This window comes from Planomonospora sp. ID67723, from assembly GCF_015711605.1.
Lineage (GTDB): Bacteria > Actinomycetota > Actinomycetes > Streptosporangiales > Streptosporangiaceae > Planomonospora_A.
Map to the genome: position 1 here is coordinate 956,683 of NZ_JABTEZ010000002.1, position 16,775 is coordinate 973,457.

General features: G+C 73.9%; 10 protein-coding genes. 9 read left to right on the plus strand and 1 reads right to left on the minus strand.

Translation table 11 applies throughout. From position 1 onward, the window contains the following. The first annotated feature begins 40 nt into the window (after positions 1–40). The 5 genes from HS041_RS17005 to HS041_RS17025 are packed head-to-tail and all read left to right on the plus strand — an operon-like array spanning position 41 to position 6,224. The gene (locus tag HS041_RS17005; RefSeq protein ID WP_307845332.1) at positions 41–1,690 is read left to right on the plus strand and encodes a hypothetical protein; all 1,650 of its coding nucleotides are present in this window, start codon (positions 41–43) and stop codon (positions 1,688–1,690) included. Between the two features lie 40 nt (positions 1,691–1,730). Continuing rightward, positions 1,731–3,131 carry a hypothetical protein gene (locus HS041_RS17010; protein WP_196441650.1) on the plus strand — a complete coding sequence of 467 codons (1,401 nt, stop codon included), beginning with the start codon at positions 1,731–1,733 and terminating at the stop codon, positions 3,129–3,131. Between the two features lie 19 nt (positions 3,132–3,150). Continuing rightward, a complete protein-coding gene (gene def, locus HS041_RS17015; protein WP_196441651.1) occupies positions 3,151–3,699 on the plus strand; it encodes a peptide deformylase in 549 nt (182 codons plus the stop codon). A 5-nt stretch (positions 3,700–3,704) separates the two neighbouring features. Further along, positions 3,705–4,634 carry a methionyl-tRNA formyltransferase gene (gene fmt / locus HS041_RS17020; RefSeq protein WP_196441652.1) on the plus strand — a complete coding sequence of 310 codons (930 nt, stop codon included), beginning with the start codon at positions 3,705–3,707 and terminating at the stop codon, positions 4,632–4,634. 6 nt (positions 4,635–4,640) lie between these two features. Further along, on the plus strand, positions 4,641–6,224 hold the full coding sequence (locus HS041_RS17025) for an RsmB/NOP family class I SAM-dependent RNA methyltransferase (RefSeq protein WP_196441653.1): 1,584 nt from the start codon (positions 4,641–4,643) through the stop codon (positions 6,222–6,224). Between the two features lie 56 nt (positions 6,225–6,280). On the opposite strand, the gene HS041_RS17030 is transcribed toward HS041_RS17025, so the two are convergent. After that, positions 6,281–11,545, minus strand: a complete 5,265-nt coding sequence (locus HS041_RS17030) for a diguanylate cyclase (protein ID WP_196441654.1) — start codon at positions 11,543–11,545, stop codon at positions 6,281–6,283. A 281-nt stretch (positions 11,546–11,826) separates the two neighbouring features. On the opposite strand from HS041_RS17030, the gene HS041_RS17035 reads away from it, so the two are divergent. The 4 genes from HS041_RS17035 to HS041_RS17050 all read left to right on the plus strand — a co-directional run bounded on the left by HS041_RS17035 (position 11,827) and on the right by HS041_RS17050 (position 16,637). Further along, positions 11,827–14,061, plus strand: a complete 2,235-nt coding sequence (locus HS041_RS17035; RefSeq protein WP_196441655.1) for a putative bifunctional diguanylate cyclase/phosphodiesterase — start codon at positions 11,827–11,829, stop codon at positions 14,059–14,061. A gap of 145 nt (positions 14,062–14,206) precedes the next feature. After that, complete coding sequence (gene rpe, locus HS041_RS17040; RefSeq protein WP_196441656.1) at positions 14,207–14,866, plus strand: ribulose-phosphate 3-epimerase; 660 nt, start codon at positions 14,207–14,209, stop codon at positions 14,864–14,866. A 188-nt stretch (positions 14,867–15,054) separates the two neighbouring features. Continuing rightward, positions 15,055–15,549, plus strand: a complete 495-nt coding sequence (locus tag HS041_RS17045) for a SigE family RNA polymerase sigma factor (RefSeq protein WP_196441657.1) — start codon at positions 15,055–15,057, stop codon at positions 15,547–15,549. After that, positions 15,546–16,637, plus strand: a complete 1,092-nt coding sequence (locus HS041_RS17050) for a WD40 repeat domain-containing protein (protein WP_196441658.1) — start codon at positions 15,546–15,548, stop codon at positions 16,635–16,637. The genes HS041_RS17045 and HS041_RS17050 overlap by 4 nt, the downstream gene beginning before the upstream one ends. Positions 16,638–16,775 lie beyond the last annotated feature (138 nt).

A 16,775-nucleotide genomic window follows, 5' to 3' on the forward strand; every position in this document is an offset into this window, starting at 1 on the left:
CCGATTCGCGGCGCTGACAGTAAGCCGTTAATTTCTCCCTGTGTCGATCGAATGGGTGAACCAGGCCGTGGACGACCTGCGCGCATGGGGGCGGGCGAGCGGCCTGGATGTTGACGCGGACGAGGTGCGGCTGCTCTGCGACTACGCGAGCGATTATCTGGATGTGAACGAGCTGGGAGATTTCACTCCTGCGACTTTCGAGGAACTTCTGCTCAACATCTATCCCCGCAAGGTCATCGCGCCCCCGGAAAGCGCTTCCGAGACGATCGCCGCCGCGCGGACCCTCGTCGACTTCCTCCTCGCGACGGAGGAGATCGGCGGCAAGATGGCCGCCCGCATGCGCGCCACCCTCGACCGGGTCGAACCCGAGATGCCGATCGCCCTCGCCGACACCTCCCGTTTCGGCATGGCGAAGAGCCTGTTCAGCGCGATGGGCGCCGACACGCTGGAGCAGGACGGCCTTCCGGCGACGGCCGGCGGTGAGCCGGACAGGGAGGCCTGCGGCTGCCCCGGATGCACTCCCTACCCCCCGGTACGGCTGGCCCCCATCGACACGCTGGCCGAGACCGCGCTGCGGGTGCCCCTGCTGACCGACGCCCGCCGCCTGGCGCAGTGGATGCTGGCCGGCGGCCGCGCCCCGACCGTCAAGGGGCGTCTGCGGGTGCGCGACGCCGCCGAGGCGACAGCCCAGCTCGCCGTCGCCGACCCCGCCTTCCTGTGGGACGTGGCGGTCCGGGCCGGGCTGGTCGAGACGGAGGGCGCGGCCGCCTTCGACGGGGAGGCCGGCCCGCTGGAGGCGTGGGCCCGCACGGTGGACCTCCTCGTCGAGGGGGGTGCCGACCGGGCCGGCGCGGTCACCGGCTGGGAGGTCCTCGACGGGGAGCTGTACGGCCTGTGCGACATGCTCTACCGGCTCCAGGTGCCGGTCTCGCTCTCGCTCGTCACGGAGTACCTGGAGGAGATCGGCCTGTTCGAGGAGGAAGAGGACCTCGACCTCGACGAGGCCGTGCGGCGGCTGGTCTACTGCGGGCTGGCCGAGCGCAGGGACGACGCGCTGGCCCTGACCCCCCTGGCGGTCTGGGGCCTGCGCGAGCTCTACCTCGGCATGGGCATCGAGGCGCCCGAGGCCCCCGACCTGGCCGGCGCCGACGCGCCGGCCCTGATCGAGGGGCTGCTGTCCGGAGTGCCCCCCGAAGCGGCCGAAGCCGACATCGAAGGCTGGCTGGAGCGCAGGACGCCCTCCGGGGCCGCCGCCGAGCTCTTCGGAGCGGTCTCCGGCGCGCCCGCGGTCGCCAGAGGCATCGCGGTGACGATCGTGGACCGGCTCGGCCCGGAGGCCGAGCCCGCGGTCCGCGGTGCCCTGGAGGAGGCCGAGCTGCGCCCGCACGCCATCCACTGGCTGTCGACACGCGGGCTGGCGGCCCCGAGCCTCACCGAGGACGAGGTGCTCTGGATGAGCGTGGACATGCTCGCCCTGGCCCTGCCCGCCGCCGAGGACGACCCGGAGGCGTTCGCCGAGAACATGGCGGCCTCGGGACCCCCGGCTCACGTGATCGAGGAGATGTGGCGGGTGGACCACCCCGACGTCGTGGAGGTCCTGGAACTGCTCGGCCGGTCCCTGCAGGATCCGAACGTGGCCAAGGCCGCCCGCAAGGCGGCTTTCAAAGCCCGTTCCCGCGCCATCGGCTGAGCCGTACATCCGCGGGGCTCCTGTGGAGTAAGTTTCACGGGTGGCAAAGAGCGGGAACACCGGCAACGTCTTCGATCTTGGTGCGTTGCGGAGGCTGGTCGACGAGTTGGGAACCGCGCCGCGCGAGGCGCGCACGGCCGTGCTCGACGGGGCCGCCCCAGGTGGCGAGGGCTGCGACTGCCCCGGTTGCGGCACCGAGGCGCTGAGCTTCCCGCCGGTCGAGCTCGCTCCGGACGCCGAGCTCGCCCGCGCCGTGCTGGAGGTCCCGCTGGTACGGGACGCCCGGCGGCTGGCCGCGTGGACCGGCACCCGCGAGGTCACTCCCGACTGCCTGCTGCCCGACCCCTTCCGGGCCGTCGCCGAGCTCGGGCTCGCAGGCCCCGACCGGCTCCACCTGCTCTGGGTCGTCGCGGTCAACACGGGCATGCTGCGGATCTCCCGGGGCACCGCCGCGCCCGGGCCGCTGGCCCTCTCCGCAGGGCTGCCCCCGAAGGCGGTCCTGGAGTTCTGGGACGGCGTGGTCATGGACATCCTGGACCGGGCGGACGAGAGCCTGACCGGATCCGCGGTGGTGGACGAGCACCTCGCCGAGATGCTGGCGACGATGTACGCCGTGAACGACGGGATCTCCCACGCCACCCTGGTCAAGGGCATCCTCCAGTCACACGAGGTGGCCTGCGAGGCGCGCCCCCCGCAGATGCGGGAGCTGGCCGCCCGCCTGCCCGGCGAGCTGGACGACGCGCTCGCGCTGCTCGGCTACTGCGGGCTGGTGGAGCCGTCGGCGGCGGGCTGGCCCCGGCTGACCCCGCTGGGCGTCTGGGCGGTCCGCCAGGACCTGATGCGGGAGGGGCACGACGCGCCCACCAGCTCCGAGGTCGCCGTCTTCGCGAGTCTCGGCGCGGCCGAGCTCGTCGAGGCGCTCACCACAGGATCGGCCGCCAACAGCGCGGTCGCCGTGTGGCTGGAGTCCCGCGACCCCGAGGCCGCCGCCCGCGAACTGATCAAAGTCGCCTCGTCCGGTACGGCCGGCCAGCGCGGTGCCGTGGGCGCGATCCTGGAGGAGCTCGGGCCCGAGGCCGAGGCCCCCTTCCGCGAGGCTCTCTCCGAGCCCGCCATGTGGCGCTACGCCGCCTCCTGGCTGCACGTCCGCGACCTGCCCGCCCCGGCGCTCACCGCCGCCGACAACACCTGGCTCGCGGTCGACACGCTCGCCTCGCTGATCCATCTCGGCACGGCCCCCGAGGAGCTGGGCGAGTTCGACGAGCTCGAGCCGGGCGAGGACCTGGTCCGCATGGTCGAGGAGATGGCCCTGATCGACCACCCGGACCGGATCGCCGTGCTGGACATGCTCGGCGCGCACCACGCCGACACCGCCGTGGCCAAGGCCGCGCGCAAGGCGGCCATGAAGGCCCGCTCCCGCCAGGCCCGTAAACTGGGATGATTCTCTGGAAGGAGCCCCGTTGGCCATTCAGTCAATCCGTCTTTTCGGCGATCCGGTGCTGCGCACCCCGGCCGAGCCGGTGAAGGACTTCGACAAGGAGCTGCGCAAGCTCGTCAAGGACCTCACCGACACCATGATGGACGCGCCCGGAGCGGGTCTGGCCGCGCCGCAGATCGGGGTCGGCCTGCGGGTCTTCACCTACTACGTGGACGACCAGCTCGGCCATCTGATCAACCCGAACCTCGATCTCTCCGAAGAGCGGGACGAGGAGGGCGAGGAGGGCTGCCTGTCCTTCCCCGGCCTGTCCTTCCCCACGCCGCGCGCGATCCGCGCGGTGGCCAAGGGCTTCGACATGCACGGCGAGCCCGTGACCCTCGAGGGCACCGACCTCATGGCCCGCTGCTTCCAGCACGAGACCGACCACCTGGACGGCATCCTGTTCATCGACCGGATGGACTCCGCGCAGCGCAAGCTCGCCATGAAGGAGATCCGCCAGGCCGAGTGGAGCGGGCTGTCGGCGCCCACGTTCAAGTTCTCCCCGCACGCCACCCACGGGAAGGCTCTGTAGGAACCTTGCGCCTGGTCTTCGCCGGAACCCCGGACACCGCCCTGCCCTCGCTGCGTGCCCTGCTCGACTCGCCACGCCATGACGTCGTCGCCGTCGTCACCCGCCCGGACGCCCCGTCGGGGCGGGGCCGCAAGGTCCACCCCAGTCCCGTCGCCGAACTCGCCGAGGAGGCGGGCATCGAGGTCCTCCGGCCGGAGAAGGCCGGCGACCCCGCGTTCCTGGAGCGGCTGCGGGAGATCGGCCCGGACGCCTGCCCGGTCGTGGCCTACGGCGCCCTGCTGCCGCAGGCGGCACTGGACATCCCCCGCCACGGCTGGATCAACCTGCACTTCTCGCTGCTGCCCGCGTGGCGCGGCGCCGCCCCCGTGCAGCACGCCGTACTGCACGGGGACGAGATCACCGGCGCGGCCACCTTCCAGATCGTCAAGGAGCTCGACGCAGGGCCGGTCTACGGTGTGGTCACCGAGGAGATCAGGCCCTCCGACACCAGCGGGGAGTTGCTGGCCCGGCTGGCCGAGTCGGGAGCCGGGCTGCTGGCGGCCACCCTCGACGGGATCGAGGACGGCACGCTGGAGGCCAGGCCGCAGCCGCCCGACGGGGTGAGCCTCGCCCCGAAGATCAATGTCGATGACGCCAGGGTCGACTGGTCCGCGCCCGCCATGCGGGTGGACCGCCTGGTGCGCGCCTGCACGCCCGCGCCCGGCGCGTGGACCGAGTTCCGCGGCCAGCGCGTCAAGCTGGGCCCGGTACGGCCCGCGCCCGACGCCCCCGCCCTCACCCCGGGCGAGATGTCGGTGTCGAAGAACTCCGTCCTGGTCGGCACGGCCACGCACCCGGTCGAGCTGGGCGAGGTCCAGCCGCAGGGCAAGCGCCTGATGGGCGCAGGGGAGTGGGCACGCGGTGTGCGGCCCACCGACGAGGATCGGCTGGGCTGACAGATCATGAGCGATCGGGGGAACGGCGGCGGGAGCCGCGACGGTGGCGGCCGCGCACGCGGCGGGTCCGGCGGCCGGGGAGGCCAGGACCGGGGACGCCGGGGAGGCCAGGGACCGGGTGCCGCCGGCGGCCGGGGTTCCGGCGGACGCGACCGGGGCCGGGCCGGGCGCCCGCCCCGGCCGGTCCACGACGAGGCCCGCAACACCGCCTACGACCTGCTGCGCGCCGTCGACGAGCGCGACGCCTACGCCAACCTGCTGATGCCCGTGCTGCTGCGCGAGCGCGGTCTGTCGGGACGCGACGCGGGGCTGGCCACCGAGCTGGCCTACGGCACTCTGCGCGGGCTGGGCACCTACGACGAGATCATCGCCGCCTGCAGCGACCGGGCCCCGGAGGACCTGGACCCGCCGCTGCTGGACGCGATCCGTCTGGGTGTGCACCAGCTGCTCAGGACCCGCATCCCCCCGCACGCCGCCGTCGGCACGACCGTCGACCTGGTCCGGTTGCGGGTGGGCGTCGGGCCGTCGAAGTACGCCAACGCGGTGCTCCGAAAGGTCGCCACCCGCTCGCTGGAGCAGTGGATCCCGATCGTCGCCCCGGATCCGGCCGGCGACCCGGTCGGTCACCTGGCCGTGGCGCACAGCCACCCCCGGTGGATCGTCACCGCGCTCCGCGACGCCGTCGGCGGGGACGACGGTGAGACGGCCGCCCTGCTGGCCGCCGACAACGAGCGCCCCCGGGTCACCCTGGTGGCCCGGCCCGGCCGCGCCTCGGTGCAGGAGCTCCTCGCGGCCGGCGCCCAGCCGGCCGGGTTCTCCCCGTACGCCGCCCATCTCCCCGAAGGCGACCCCGGAGCCATCCGGGCGGTGGCGGAGTCCCGCGCCGCCGTACAGGACGAGGCCAGCCAGCTCGTCGCCCTCGCCCTCACCCGCGTCCCGGTGGACGGCGGCGACACCCGCTGGCTCGACATGTGCGCCGGACCCGGCGGCAAGGCGGGCCTTCTCGACGCCCTGGCCACCCACGGAGACGAGGCCGGCCTGGAGGCGTCCGCCGAGGACGGCGGCCTCCTCGGCGCCGCCCGCCCGGTGCCCTTCCCCGGCGGGGCCCGTCTGCTCGCCGCCGAGCTGCAGCACCACCGCGCCCGCCTGGTCTGGCAGACCACCCGGGAGGCCGCCGTGGTCGCCGCCGACGGCACGGCCCCGGCCTGGCGGCCGGGAGTCTTCGACCGCGTGATGGTGGACGCCCCCTGCACCGGCCTGGGCGCCCTGCGCCGCCGCCCGGAGTCGCGCTGGCGCCGGGACCCCCGCAGCCTGCCCGAGCTGGCCGCGCTCCAGCGCGGCCTGCTCTCCTGTGCGCTCGACGCAGCCCGGCCCGGCGGGGTGGTCGCCTACGTCACCTGCTCGCCCCACCTGGCCGAGACCGTGACCGTGGTCGGTGACGTCCTGCGCGGCCGCGACGACGCCGAGACCCTCGACGCCCGTGCCTACCTCCCGGAGGTCGAGGCGCTGGGCGACGGGCCGTACGCCCAGTTCTGGCCGCACCGCCACGGCACCGACGCGATGTTCCTGGCCCTCCTGCGCCGTCGCTGACCGCGGGGCCTCCGCGGGGCCGGCGACGTCATCCGGCGCCGAGCCTCCGCGACCCCTCAGGCCAGGACGACCCGGTTGCGGCCGGACTCCTTCGCCCGGTACAGGGCGTGGTCGGCGCGGGCCAGCAGGGTGTCCAGCCTGTCGTCGGCGGGGCCCAGCTCGGCCACGCCGACACTGATCGTCACCTTGACCGGTCCCGCCCGGGTGGGGATCGGCTTGGAGGCGATCGCGGCGCGCATCCGCTCGGCCACCAGAGGTTCCTCTCCCTGGTGCTCGGGCAGGATCGCCGCGAACTCCTCGCCGCCGTACCGGCCCAGGACGTCGGAGTCGCGGACGCTGGCGCCGAGCCTGCGGGCGACCTCCCGGATGACGTCGTCACCGGCGCCGTGCCCGTAGGTGTCGTTGACCTGCTTGAAGTGGTCGATGTCCAGCATGATCGCGGTGAGCTCCCGCCGGTTGCGCCGCGCGACGTTGACGAGCGTCTCCGCCAGGCCGTGGAAGTGCCGCCGGTTGGCCACCCCGGTGAGCCCGTCGGTGGTCGCCAGCTCCTGCACCTGGGTGAACAGCCGGGCGTTCTCGTAGGCGCTGACGCCCTGGCTGGACAGGGCGGCGGCCACCTCGCGGCAGGCGTCGTCGAATCCGGAGCCGACCAGGACCACCACGCCGATCAGCTGGTCCCGGGCCACCAGCGGGACGGTGAGAGCGGCCGGCGCCGTTCCCACCAGCCCGTCCAGCCCGTCCGGCACCGTTCCCACCGTCGGCACGCCGCCCTTCACCGCGGCGGCGAGCCCGGCGGCCGAGGCCTGAGCGCCGGTCAGGCCGAGCTGCGCGCCGAGACGGTCGTCGCCGACGGCGCCGCTCACCGCGACCACGGTGAACAGGTCGGCGTCGGCTCGCAGCAGGCAGCCGCCCGCCGCACCGGACTGCTCGGCCAGCGTGCGGAAGAGCCGGTCGAGGACCTGGCCCGGGTCGAGCAGTGCGCTCAGCTCGGCGAGGCTGGTGCGCAGCAGCTCCGCCACCTCCTGCTGCCGGCGTGCGGTGCGCACCACCGCGTCCAGCTGGGCGGCACGCGCGGTCTCGAGCGCCACCGCGACATGGCTCACCACGGCGGTGAGCACGCCGGCGTCGGCCTCGGTGAAGATGCCCCGCGCCAGCCTGCTGTCCAGGTAGACCACTCCGGTCAGCCGGCCCTTGAGCAGGACGGGGGCGACGATGATGCTCCGCAGCCCGTGCGCCACCGCGCTCTGGGAGCCGAGCGCCGCGCCCTGCTCGGTGCCGGTGACGACCACGGCCTGCCCGGTCTCGCGCACCCGATCGATCAGCGTGGAGCCGTAGTCGGTCACCACGTCCAGGTCGTCGCCGGCGGCGTCGCGCCCGGAGAAACGGCGCAGCTCGCCGTCGTCGTCCACCATGAACAGCAGGGCCCGTTCGGCGCCGAGGATGCGCAGCGTCTCGTCGAGCGCGACCCGGGCCAGCTCGTCGGGATCGAGCACCGTCGCCGCGGCCGCACTGACCTGCTGCAGCGCCTCCAGCCGCCGGTTGCTGCGTGGGTCGCCGGTCGGGGTCGCGGTCGCGGTTCCGGTCCCCGGATCGGCGTGCGCGTACCACCGGCCGGTGCCCGCCACGTCGATCCCGAACTCCGCCCGCACCGCGCGGGCGCGGTGTTCCCAGCCGTAGGTCTCGGCGAGCTGGAAGGCGTAGCGCGCCTGCCGCTCGGCCTCGGCGTCGTGGCCGAGGCGGCGCAGGGCGCGGGCCTGGACCCGTGCCACGTCGAAACCGATCACCGGGGCGTCCAGCGGCCAGGACCGGCGCTGGGTGCGCTCCGCCAGCCTGATCGCGGCCTCCGGCCGGCCGGACTGCTCCAGGAGAGCCGCCCTGGTCAGCTGGTGGACAGCCTTGATCAGCGGTGTGCGGGTGACGCGCCCCAGCTCGCGCACCGCCTGCCGTACGGCGGCCAGCCGGGCCGGGCGGTCGGCGGCGTCGGCCAGGCGACACTGGGCCAGCCTTCCCACCGCCTTGAACACGTAGAACCAGTGGTGGAACAGGGCGGTCCTGGCCCTGGACAGGTTCAGCGCCTCGAACTCCGCGATCGCCGCCTCGAACGGCGCTCCGAACTCGCCCTGCTCCACGAGGGCGCACATCTGTGCGACCACGATGTTGGCACGCTGCTCGGGAACGGTGTCTGCGGTCACGGCCTCGCGGATCGCGGCGAGCGTCCGCGCCGCCTCGGCGGGTCGTCCCTGCAGGGCGGCGGTCATCACGCCGAGCAGCGAGAAGTAGTCGGTGGTGTACATGGCCGCGCCGGACGGCAGCAGCGACAGGCCCCGCCGGTACGCCGCGTGGGACTTGTCGACGTAGCCGCGCAGCAGCTGGCGGATGCCGATCCAGCCGTAGCTCATCAGGAACTGCGGCGGATCGAGCCAGCGCGCGTGGCGGTGGATCGACTGCTCCCAGTCCCGGCCGTCGTTGGCGCCCGAGACGTACTCCGACATGCCGCGCAACCAGTCGACGTAGGCGGTCAGGGCCGGATCCGCGACGGCGCGGGCGGCCTCGGCCGCCAGATCGGCGCAGCGCCGTCCCGACCGCCGCAGTTTCACCAGGCTCAGCAGGTAGCCGAGGATGCCGTAGGCCCGCGCGTAGGCCGGGCCCGGGCCCAGCCGGTTCACCAGGTACAGCGACTGCAGTGTGAACATCATGGAGCGGCCGAGCCACTGGATCGTCGCGGCGCCGTACGCGGCGCCGTGCAGCAGCGCCGCCCGGCGCTCAACGTCGGCCCGGTCCTGCTCACGCACACCGCCGGAGCCGATGCCGGTCCGGCGGATGAGCGCGGCAAGGATCCCGCCGCCCAGCGTGGACGGCAGCAGCGCCGCCCGGCGCCGTGGAAGCGGATGGCCCAGCTCGGCCAGGGCACGGGTGGTCGCCTGGATCGCGGCCGCGCCCGCGAAGGCCGCGTGCTCCAGCTCGGCGATGGTGCTCCAGAGCTCGGCCCGGGCGGTCGGTTCGGCCTCGGCGGCCAAGGCGGCGTGGAGCTGCACGCGGGCGTCGTCGAATCGGCCGGTGCGCAGGTACCCGCGGGCCAGCGCGTGGATGACGCCGGTCGGCAGGGTGAGCCCGGCGCGGGAGGCGGCTTCGCGGGCCCGCTCCAGGTGCTCGACGGCGTCGGCCGGCGCCCGGTCGGTGAGGGCCTGGCGGCCGGCGGCCACCGCGCTGTGGTAGATCGTCTCGGGGCCGACGTCCGGCCCGCCGCGTGCGTAGTGGTACGCCACGGCGTACGCGTGCGGGACGTCACGCGCCTCCGGGGCCAGTGCCTCCAGCGCCTCGGCGATCCGCCGGTGCAGCCGTCCGGCCTCACCGATGTCGAGGTCGGCCAGGAGCGCGTCGCGCAGCGCGGGGTGGACGAACGTGTACCGCCCGCCCTGCCCGTTCCCGATCAGGCGACGCTCCAACGCGGCACCGACGGCCGCGGCGACCGCCTCCGCGGGCATCCCGCTCGCGGCGGTGACGACATCGAACCGGAACCGGACGCCGACCACCGCCGCGACGGCCAGCGCGGCGCGGTGCTGCGGGGCGAGCCCGTCCAGCCGCGTCACCACCGGCTCCCGGCCGTCACCGGTCGGCGTCTCGTGCAGCCGGTCCGCGTCGAACTGCCAGCCGCCCCAGTGCGGCGCCAGCAGCCCGCGGTCGGTCAGGTCCCGCAGGTACTCGACCGCGGCGAGCGGCAGGCCGCCGCTGCGTGCGGCCACGTGGGCGGCCAGCTCGGCGGAGACGGCGGCTCCAGGCAGCCGGGACGCCGCCAGAGCGGCCACTTCCGGCTCGGTGAGAGGGGAGATCGCCACCGTGGTGTCCAGCGCGGTCCCGCAGGCGGCCCTCAGCGCCGCCAGGTCCGCCCCGTCAGGAGCGGTCAGGACCACCAGCAGGGGAGTCCGCGCCAGATGGGCGGCGAGCGCGGCCAGCACCCGGTGACCGGCCGTGTCGAGCCAGTGTGCGTCGTCCAGCACGACGAGGCCGCCGCCGTGCTGCCGGGCCAGTTCGGCGAGGAAGACCGCGACCGCGGCGGCCAGCGGCTCGTCACGGCCGTCGGAGGGGCTCTGCGGTACGTCGCCCAGCAGCTCGGAGAAGGCGGGAAAGGCCGTCCGCACCAGGGCGGCCCCGGCGGTTCCGGCGGCGCGGCGCAGCCGGGCCCGGGCGGTGTCCCGCTCGGCGGGAACGAGCCCGTCCACGTGGGCCAGATACCGTTCCGCCGCGGCCCGGGCCGTGGACATCGGGGCCTCGACGTCCGGTGTGCAGCGGGCGTGCAGCACCAGCCTGTCTCCGGCGGGGAGCTCGCACATCTCGGCCACGAGGCGGCTGCGGCCCGCGCCGGCCGGTCCGCGCACCAGCACCATCCCGCCCGCACCCGCCTGGGCGGCCCGCAGCCGGGAGGCCAGGGCGGCCAGCTCGCGGTCCCGCCCCACCAGGGGAAGCTCGGCCGGCGGCGGCTCGGAGACGGTGTCCCCGGCGCAGTGGTACAGGGCCTGGAGCAGGTCCCGCGCGTCCCGGAACCGGTCGTCCGGGTCCTTGGCCAGCAACCGTGCGACGACGGCGGCGAGTCCCGGGCTGATCTCCGGCCGCAGGGACCGGACATCCGGGGCGGTGGCGACGGTGTGCAGGCGCAGCAGTTCGCCAACGCTCGCCGCCGAGAACGGCGGCTGCCCGGTCAGGCACTCGAACAGCACGACGCCCAGGGAGTACAGGTCCGAACGGCCGTCCACCGGCTGCTTCAGCGTGCCGCTCTGTTCGGGCGCGGTGTAGGCGAACGTGCCGACCGCGGTGTGCTCGGCTCCCGGCTCACCGCCCCTCGCCGCCAGCCCGAAGTCGACGAGGACGGCCGGCCCTCCGTCGGGGACGACGATGTTCTGCGGCTTGATGTCGCGGTGCACCAGACCGGCGCGGTGGGCCGCGGCGAGCGCCCCGGCCAGCTCGGCCCCGAGCCTGACGGTGCGGGACTCGGACAGCGGGCCGTCGACGAGCAGGTCGGCGAGCGGGCGGCCGGACACCAGTTCGGTGACGAGCGCGGCACGGCCGTCGTAGAACCCGGTGGCGCAGGCCCGCACGATGCCGGGATGGTCGACGCTGGCCAGTAACGCCGCCTCCCGCCGGAAGGCGAGCAGGACGGCGGCCTCGTCGGCGGCGTCGCACTGCCGTTTGACCGCATAACGCCGGTCGCCGCGGCGCATCACCTGGACGGCGGTGTGCGCACCGCGGCCCAGCCGCCCCTCCGGCACCAGGCCGGTGAGCTCCGTCGCAGCAGACTGGAGAGTCGGCGCGTCCTCTGCCGCCACTTCGCCACCTCGCGTTCTCTGGTCTCCCCGGCGCCATCGGCGGGCGGACGCCGGATCTGAGAGGTCTGCCGGAAAGACGGCCGGCGGCGGAGCACATTTCTCGCGCCGGCCGGATGCTCCGTCGGCGGAACCCTCAACTCGCGTCTCGTTCCGTCGATGAGTCGCCTGAAGGACTCAGATCTACAAGATGGGGGCGTCCCGTGGTGGAACAGCGTCTTGTCGCCGTGGTTCGGAACTCCCGCACGTACGGTGGCCCGCTGGTTGTCTGTCTCGCGTACTTGGTGACAGCGGTGGCGTTCGCCGCCGTACCGGCCTCGGCCTTCCACGGCGTCGTCGCCCCGCTCGGCCTGCTGCCGGGCGCCGTGGCCGCCGTGGGGTTCGGGGTACGGGCCGCCACGTACCGTGCGCTGGACCGCGGAGTCCGGCGGGCGTGGGCGTTCATCGCACTGGGCGTACCGGCGCTGGCGGTGTCCGTCGCCGCTTCCGCGGCCGCCGGCATGACGGTGGACGCGGCCCCGGGAGTCGCGGCTCGCGTGGTGTTCGTGCTGGTGACTCTGACCGGGCTGCTGATGTTCCCCGCACGGGACAGGACCAGGAAAGAGGCGTACAAGAACGCCCTGGACGTGGTGGCGGTGATGGCCGCCACCTTCATGATCACCTGGTACCTGGTGCTCGGACCGATCGTCTCCACCCATGAGCTGCCGCCGCTGCGGGCGGCCGCGACGGTGGGGTACCCGCTGGCGGACCTGGTGGTGATCGCCGGCGCTGCCATGGTGCTGCTCCGCGGCACGGTCTTCGACCGCAGGCCCCTGCTGCTGCTCATCGCCGGGCTGGTCGCGCTGACGGTCGGCGACGGCTATCTGGGCTACTCGGAGGCCGCGGGCGGCGCGTCCGTGTGGCAGCCGGCCTGCTGGCTGACCGTGTTCTACCTGATGGCCCTGGCCGCGGCCGAGCAGTGCCGGCTGGCGGGCTCGCCGCGCGGCACGGCCCAGGAGCCGTCGCCGAGCCGCACTGGCTGGCTGCCGTACCTGGCCACCGGCATGGGGTGCCTGCTGCTGATCGTCGCCTCCTGGCAGACCGACCTGTCCTCGTGGACGGGTCTGGTCGCCGGTGGCGCCGTGGTCACCGCGACGGTCACCGTACGCCAGTTCGTCGTGCTGCGCGAGAACCACGATCTCGCCGTCACCGACGCCCTCACCGGCCTGTCGAACCGGACCCAGCTCCACATCCACCTGGCGCGCGCGCTGCACCGGGCGCACGGCGGCGTCGAGGTGGCGGTGCTGCAGCTCAACCTGAACGGCCTCAAGCAGATCAACGACAACTACGGGCAGGAGACCGGCGACGCCGTGCTGGTCGCCGTCTCCGACATCCTCAGGGGCAACGTCCGCGACTCCGACACCGTCGCCCGGCTCGGCGGGGACGAGTTCGCCATCGTCCTCACCAGCGGCGGCGCCGACGGAGCGATCACCGTCGCCGAGCGCGTCATCGCCGCCATGGACCAGCCGATCGCCGTCGCCGGCCGGCACCTGTCCATCGGCGCCGGAATCGGCATCGTCGTCTCCGGCGGCGACCAGGACGGGCCGCAGGAGGTCTCGCGCGTCCTGCACCAGGCCGGGATGGCCATGGTCGCGGCCAAGAAGAAGCCGGTCAGCGCCTGGGAGCTCTTCGCCGACGACCTGGAGCGGAAGGAGAGCGAGAGCGCCGAGCTCCGGTGCGCCCTGAACACCGTCATCGAGGACGGGCACCTGCGCCTGCAGTACCAGCCCATCGTCAACCTCGTCAACGGCGAGCTGACCGGGGTGGAGGCCCTGATCCGCTGGGAGCACCCCGTCCGCGGGATGATCTCGCCGCTGGAGTTCATCCCGCTGGCCGAGCGCACCGGAGCCATCACGAAGATCGGCCTGTGGGTGCTGCGCACCGCCTGCGAGCAGGTCCTGCAGTGGCGGGAGAAGCTCCCGCGCGACCGCCAGTTCTACCTCAGCGTGAACCTCTCCCCGCGCCAGCTGGAGCAGCAGTCGCTGGCCGAGGACGTGGCCGCCATCCTCACCCAGACCGGGTTCGCCCCCGGCGACCTCGTCATGGAGATCACCGAGGGCGCCGTCGTGGACGACCACTCGGCCATCCCCCAGCTCGCCGCGCTGCGCGCCCAGGGCATCCGGATCGCCCTGGACGACTTCGGCACCGGGTACTCCTCGTTGCGCTACCTCACCAAGCTCCCCGTGGACGTCCTCAAGCTCGACCGCTGCTTCGTCACCGAACTCGACGGCACCCCCGAGGGCGCCGTCGTGGCCGAGGCCGTGATCCGGCTCAGCCAGATCCTGCGCCTGGACACCGTCGCCGAAGGCATCGAGCACCCCGCCCAGCTGACCGAGCTGGCCACCCTCGGCTGCCACAAGGGGCAGGGCTACCATTTCGCCCGGCCTCTCACGCCGGCGGCCATGGACGAGATCATCAACCAGTCGCCGCACGGCTGGCCGTGCCTGCCGCCCGCGGTGCACAAGATCGAGGCGGCGTGAAGGGCGCGGACCTCCCGGCGGCCTGAGGCGGCCTCACCGCCCTCAGGGCTTCTCCCTTCCGGGGCCGGGACCTCCTCGCAAGGGCTCGGGCCGGGGCCCAGGGCGGTTGAGGCCGCCGGGAGCCCCGCCAATAGACTCGGGCATCATGGCCGTACAGATCTCGCCCAGCATCCTGTCCGCCGACTTCGCCCGCCTCGCCGAGGCGGCGGCGGCGGTCCCCAACGCCGACTGGCTGCACGTCGACGTCATGGACAACCACTTCGTGCCCAACCTGACGCTCGGCCTGCCGGTCGTGGAGTCCCTGCTCAAGGCGACGTCCACGCCGCTGGACTGCCATCTCATGATCGAGGACCCGGACCGCTGGGCCCCCGCCTACGCGGAGGCGGGGGCGGGGAGCGTGACCATCCACGCCGAGGCCGCCAAGGCCCCGGTCCGCACCCTGCGGCAGATCCGCGCCGCCGGGGCCCGCGCCGGGTTCGCGCTGAACCCGGCCACCCCCGTGGAGCCGTACGAGGACCTGCTCGGCGAGATCGACATGCTGCTGCTGATGACCGTCGAGCCCGGCTTCGGCGGGCAGAAGTTCCTCGACGTGATGCTTCCGAAGATCCGCCGGGCCCGGGCGCTCATCGAGCGGCACGGCGGCCAGGTCTGGCTCCAGGTGGACGGCGGCGTCGCGGCCGAGACCATCGAGCGCTGCGCCGAGGCGGGCGCCGACGTCTTCGTCGCGGGCAACGCCGTCTACGGCGCCGAGGACCCCGCCCGCGCGGTGGACAGCCTGCGATCCCTGGCCTCCGCCACGGCCTGAGCTCTCCGGCCTCCCGGTACGGCCGCCGCGCCGCCGTACCGGGACCCGGGGCGGGAGGGCCCCCGCGTCCCGGACGGCGCTCCTTGCGCCCGTACAGGCCCCGGCCGATGCCCGGTCCCGCCGCCGCGTTATCCGACCGATACACCGGCGTTCCAACCCGGAGCCCGCCGACGGCGTTGTTCTGATACATGGACCGTTACGAGGGGTTCCACGAGTTCGTGCGCGCCCGTCAGCAATCGCTGATGCGCACGGCGTACTTGCTCACCGGGAACGCCCATCTCGCCGAAGATCTGCTGCAGACGGTCCTCATCCGGGTCGCCGCGCACTGGGCCAAGCTCGCCGGGGACGGCAACCCAGAGGCGTACGCCCGCAAAGCCCTGGTGAACCAGACCGTCTCGTGGCGCCGACGCAAGCAGGTCGAGCTGTCCGGAGCCGAACTGCCCGAGCGAGTCGAGTCCGGACAGCCGCACGATGAGGCAACCGTTCGCCGCATCGCCCTGCACCATGCGCTGGCCCAGCTCACGCCGAAGCAGCGGGCTGTGATCGTGCTGCGCTTCTACGAGGACCGCACCGAGCATGAGACCGCGCAGCTCATGGGCGTCTCAATCGGCACCGTCAAGAGCCAGACCAACTACGCGCTGTCGAAGCTGCGCGCGCTCACCCCTGAGGAGGTGTATCGATGAAAACGCTACGTGAGGATCTGCGGGCGCTGGCCGAGCAGGCGCCCTCCGTCGATCTGGCGGCGCGGGCGGTGCGAGGCGCGCGCAGGAGGCGCGCGACCCGGCTGGCCGTGACGGCCGCTGCAGTGACCTGCCTGATCGCGGGTGGGGGAGCGATGCTGTTCCAGCAGGCGCGCCCCGCGCCCCCGATCGTCCTCACCCCGCCGGAGACGAAGGCGCCTCCGCTGCCCGCGAAGGACGTCGGGCCGGTAGAGCAGGCGTACTGGCCGGGATGCCGGAGCGTCGCCAAGGCGTGCGCCGAGCGTGCCTGGCGGATCGTGACGCGTGAGGGCGACACCTACGAGCTGGGCAAGGAGGCGAAGGGGCCCCTGGCGGTCACGGCGGACGGCCGCAGGATCGCGTACTACAGCTCGAAGCATCGCAGGATCGTGGTGCGCGACCTGGCGAGCGGCAAGACGTGGAAGGCACCGCTGAAGCAGCCTGCGGAGGACTTCGCGGCCGAATACGCGCTGCGGCTGTCGCCCAGTGGGCTGCGGTTCGTCGTGTCGGGGTGGGGCGGCCGGCGGGAGCCGAACAAGCTGGTGGACGTGGAGCGGGGGACGGTGACCGACCTCAAGCGAGGGTGGTGGCCGGTGAGCGTGTCGGACGGTTCCGGGCCCGTCGTGCTGGCCAAGCCGTACGACATGACCAGTCAGGTGTGGGTGCTCGGTCACGACCCGATCACCGTCCAGGACTTCACGTACGACTACAGCGCCCTCGCCCCCGACGGGCGGACGCTGGCCCGGCTGGGGCAGAGCTTCGACCGGGATCGGCGGCCGATGGTGGAAAACGACGGCTCGATCGTGCTCTTCGACGCTGTGCGGGGCGGCCGCGAGACCCGTGTTTCGACGTCCGGCATCACGGAGGGGCTGCGACCCAGCAGGCTCGGTGGCTGGCTGAGCGACACGGAAGTGACCGTGCTCGCCACACCGCCGGAGCCGAGCGGGCCGGCGGCGGCGGTGTACGCGGTGGACGTGCGGACGGGGGAGAGCAGGGAGCTGTTCGCGCTGCGGGACGAGGGGGTGAACGTGGTTCCCGGCCTCGTCCGCTGACCGCGTCCGTGGTGTCGTACCGGAGCCGACGGGGCCGGGGACGTCCGGGATCCGTCCGACGGCTGTGCCGCCGATAGCGCACGATGCGCCTGCCGGGGACCGGCGACGCCCGGCGGGGCGCCCGTCCCGGCGCCCCGC